General features: G+C 44.2%; 1 protein-coding gene. It reads left to right on the top strand.

All coding sequences use genetic code 11. From position 1 onward, the window contains the following. On the top strand, positions 1-5,000 hold a 5,000-nt coding region (locus tag ACFFIP_RS02820; RefSeq protein WP_382386046.1), incomplete at its 5' end, for a CLIPPER-2 domain-containing protein. Between the last annotated feature and the right edge of the window lie 351 nt (positions 5,001-5,351).

A 5,351-nucleotide genomic window follows, 5' to 3' on the forward strand; every position in this document is an offset into this window, starting at 1 on the left:
CTTATGTGAACACCAACGAGACTTCCGAGCAGAGCGCAACGGCAACGACCACGATCACACAGTCCCCATCGCTGACCATCAGCAAAACTGTGGACGCTACCAATATTTCGGCTCCACAGGATCTGACCTACACGATCACGGTGACCAACACTGGCAACGTGAGTTTGACCGGAGTTGCGGTAACGGATCCTTTTGCAGGCGGTGCTACATTGGAAAGCGGAGACGCTGACAATGACGGTGTGCTTGACATCGGAGAGGCCTGGGTTTACAGCGCTGTTTATGCAGCCACCCAGAGCGATATTGATGCGGGAGATGACCTGGTTAACACCGCTTATGTGAACACCAACGAGACTTCCGAGCAGAGTGCAACGGCAACGACCACGATCACGCAGTCCCCATCGCTGACCATCAGCAAGACTGTGGACGCTACCAATATTTCGGCTCCACAGGATCTGACCTACACGATCACGGTGACCAACACTGGCAACGTGAGTTTGACCGGAGTTGCGGTAACGGATCCTTTTGCGGGCGGAGCGGCCCTGGAAAGCGGAGACGCGAACAATAACGGCGTGCTTGACATCGGAGAGGCCTGGGTTTACAGCGCTGTTTATGCAGCCACCCAGAGTGATATCGATGCGGGAGATGACCTGGTGAACACCGCTTTTGTGAACACCAACGAGACTTCCGAGCAGAGCGCAACGGCAACGACCACGATCACACAGTCCCCATCGCTGACCATCAGCAAAACTGTGGACGCTACCAATATTTCGGCACCACAGGATCTGACCTACACGATCACGGTGACCAACACGGGCAACGTGAGTTTGACCGGAGTTGCGGTAACGGATCCTTTTGCAGGCGGTGCTACATTGGAAAGCGGAGACGCTGACAATGACGGTGTGCTTGACATCGGAGAGGCCTGGGTTTACAGCGCTGTTTATGCAGCCACCCAGAGTGATATCGATGCGGGAGATGACCTGGTTAACACCGCTTATGTGAACACCAACGAGACTTCCGAGCAGAGTGCAACGGCAACGACCACGATCACGCAGAATGCATCTATCATCATTAATAAGACAGCTGACAAAACTGTAGGCATTTTGGAAGGGGATTTGATTACTTATACTTATGTAGTGACAAATACTGGAAATGTGTCTATCAATAATATTAGTGTTGATGATGTACATCCGGGTACAGGTACTTTAAGTACATTGTCAACTTCTGATGCGACTGATAATGTGTTGCCTGGACAAACGGTAACTTTCACAGCTACCTATACCGTGACGCAACAGGATATTGATTTGAATACTTCTATTGTAAATACAGCTACTGCTACAGGAATTGCTGTAAATGGAGATCCGGTTTCGGCTTCTGATACGGAAACTATTACGCCTGAAGCGGCTTCGCCAAGTATTGAATTGATCAAAGAGGGTACTTATGTGGATGCCAATGGTGATGAATTGAAGAGTGCAGGCGATCAGATTGTCTATACTTTCACCATCACTAATACAGGAAATGTTTCTTTAACTAATGTGGTGGTTACTGATCCATTTGTGGAAGTTTTGGGAGAGGCAATACCTGTTTTGACCCCAGGGTCTACTGATGCCACTACCTTTACGGCTGTTTACACGGTTACACAAGCTGATGTCGACAGAGGCAATTTTAGAAATACGGCTCAGGTTACGGGTCAATACAATGGAGATGTTACAGCGACTGATGATGATTTCCAGACTTTTGCGAGTGTTTCCAGGATTAGGATGCAAAAAACAGCTGACAAGACAACGAATGTTGAAGCAGGAGATGTAATTACTTATACCTATGTAGTTAGAAATACCGGGAATGTTACTATCAACGATGTAAATGTTACGGATGATCATCCTGGAACAGGAGTATTGAGTCCAATTACGACGACAGATCCAACTAATGGTATAGCGCCTTATGGAACGGTGACCTTTACTGCCACATACACTGTAACGCAAGAGGATATTGATAATAATATTCCAATAACTAATACAGCTACTGCCACAGCAACTTGTGTGAGAGGTTGTCAATTAGAATGGAAGGATACAGAAACCATTACTCCAATAGAAGCTGCTCCACAAATTGACCTCCAAAAAGAAGGAACTTATGTGGACACTAATGGAGATGGTAGAGCAAGTGCTGGAGATCAGATTACTTATACTTTCACTATCACCAACAATGGCAATGTGACATTGAACAATGTTCTGGTGACTGATCCTTTGGTGACAATGGAGGGTGTTGCGATAGCAAGCTTGGCTCCAGGCTCATTTGACGGAAATACATTCACTGCTGTGTATACACTGACTCAGGAGGATATTGATGCTGGTTCATTTACCAATACAGCCACTGTTTCATCCGATTATAAAGGTGAAAATGTGAATGATACAGATAGTGATACACAGACTTTTGTAAGGGTAAGTGGAGTTGAAATTGAGAAAACGGCAGATAAGACTTCAGTGAGTGGTGCGGGTGAGGAAATCATTTACACTTTAACAGTAACCAATACTGGTAACGTAACCCTTGAGAATGTCAATGTGATCGATGTAAAAGTAAACGTTGATCAAAATGTGGGCACTCTGGCACCAGGCGAAAGTGCAAGCGTTACTGCAACATATGTGGTAAGTCAGACTGATATGGATGCCGGTACGATTGTAAACGTAGCAACAGTCAGTGGTACTGATCCTAATGGGGAAGACACTAACAATGAAGATAGTGTGACTGTGGGAGTTAATCAAAACCCTTCCCTTGCACTTAATAAATCTGCTGATAAAAATTCAGTCAGTGCAGCAGGAGAAGAGATTATTTATACTTTGACTGTTAGAAATAATGGCAACGTTACGCTTGAAAATGTTACTGTTGTCGATGCTAAAGTGAATGTGAACGAGAATGTCGGCACTTTGGCTCCAGGCGAAAGCGCTACAGTGACTGCCACTTATGTGGTGAGTCAGGCGGATATGGATACAGGCAGCATTGTAAACGTGGCAACTGTGAGTGGTACCGATCCAAACGGTAATGATACCGATACAGAAGACGGCGTGACCGTTGATGTCGATCAGAATGCTTCGCTTTCCTTGAACAAGACTGCAGATAAGACTTCAGTCAGTGCAGCAGGTGAAGAGATCGTCTACACGCTTACTGTGACCAACAACGGCAACGTGACCATTGAAAATGTAACGGTTGTTGACGAAAGAGTCAATGTTAACGAGAATGTGGGTACTTTAGCTCCAGGTCAAAGCGCTACAGTGACTGCCACTTATGTGGTGAGTCAGGCGGATATGGATGCAGGCAGCATTGTAAACGTGGCAACTGTGAGTGGTACCGATCCAAACGGTAATGATACCGATACAGAAGACGGCGTGACCGTTGATGTCGATCAGAATGCTTCGCTTTCCTTGAGCAAGACTGCAGATAAGACTTCAGTCAGTGCAGCAGGTGAAGAGATCGTCTACACGCTTACTGTGACCAACAACGGCAACGTGACCATTGAAAATGTAACGGTTGTTGACGAAAGAGTCAATGTGAACGAGAATGTGGGTACTTTAGCTCCAGGTCAAAGTGCTACAGTGACTGCCACTTATGTAGTAAGTCAGGCGGATATGGATGCCGGTACAATCGTAAACGTGGCGACCGTGAGTGGTACCGATCCAAACGGAGCGGATACGGACACAGAAGATGAAGTAGTAGTTGAAGCAGAGCAGATAGCCTCTCTTACTGTAGAGAAGACTTCGGATGTGGATCAATATTCTGAACTTGGAGAAGTTATTGTCTATACCATTACAGTGACCAATACAGGAACTGTATCCTTGACAGATGTAAATGTGGTAGATCCACTGACAAAATATGAAACCATTATTCCTGTAATTGCTCCGGGTGTATCCGTTGAACTGGAAACCAGTTACACTGTCACCATAGATGACCTTGAGGCTGGATCCATCCTAAATACAGTAAATGTTGTCGCAACTGACCCGAATGGAAATGAAGTTACTGGAACTGATAATGTTACGGTTTCCGGTTCGGCAAAACAGATCATTGCCAATGATGATGACTTCGGAGATCGATTCCTGGATTTCACTGGAGTTTTAGGAAATATTCTTGAAAATGATTTGCTTGAAGGTCAGCGTCCTGATCCAGATGATGTAGACTTTGAGTTTACTGAACTGGATGGCATCATCGGTCTGAATATCAATGAAAACGGTGAGTTGAGCTTGTTGATCCCTGGCATCAATGAAGCACGTGAGTATACACTAAGATATGTTCTTAGAGAGACAGCCAACCCAACCAACAGTGATGAAGCGTTTGTAGTCTTTAGATTGTTGAATAATGAAGCTGATCTGAGCGTAACCAAAACTTCAAATGAAATCGAAATATTTGAAGGTGATGAATTTGATTACGTGATCACTGTTAGCAATGTTGGCGGCACTGATGCCACGGAAGTTGAAGTGACTGATGATCTGCCAAACGGGTTGACGTATATCAGTTCAAGCTTCGTCTCTACTAATCCTGCGGTAGAATTGACTACCTCAGTGCAAGGAAATAGGGTGACTTGGTCAATTCCTTTCTTACCAGCTGACGCTGTTGTGACCATTACACTAAGAGTGAAAGCTAACGCCTTGACTGGCAATGTACCTGTCACGATTACAAATGGAGTGACTGTAGTTTCTGCAGAAGATGAAGTAACCCCTGGAGATAATAGTGATACTGATGTGAACACAGTAAGTCCATTCTTTATTCCTAACGTGATTACACCTGACGGAGATGGTAAGAATGATACCTTTGAAATCAAAGGACTTGGTAAGTTTGTCAGCAACGAAATCATCATCTTTAACAGGTACGGAGATCATGTCTATCAGCGCAAAGACTACAACAATGACTGGAATGCTCCAGGTCAGGTTGCCGGTACCTACTTCTATGTTCTCACTGCGGTTGATTCTCAAGGAAGAACACATGATTTTAAAGGATGGATCCAAGTGATTAAATAAGTTGTAGAAGAAAGCTACAATAGTATTTTTTAAAAAATTAAAGAGGCGGCCAGATGGTCGCCTCTTTTTGTTTTAAATACTTTTTGATGGAATGACCTGTCAAGTTGTTTAAAAGCCTAATTATCAGGTATTAATATTTATTAAAGATACCCATAATAATTTTCACCCCTATAAAAACGTATTATAAAAATAAATAAATGTGTTTTGTTTAAAATATTTTTGTGTTGATGCTTGACATGAAAAGCAAAAAAATGTATGTTTACGGCATAAAAGAATATTTGACAGTTTACCGGGGGTTATTTCTGGTGCTGTTGGGGTCCCGGGGGCGTTTTTGACCGGGTTCCGGTCATA

The organism is Fontibacter flavus, from assembly GCF_042432905.1.
In the GTDB taxonomy this organism is placed as follows: Bacteria; Bacteroidota; Bacteroidia; order Cytophagales; family Cyclobacteriaceae; genus Fontibacter; species Fontibacter flavus.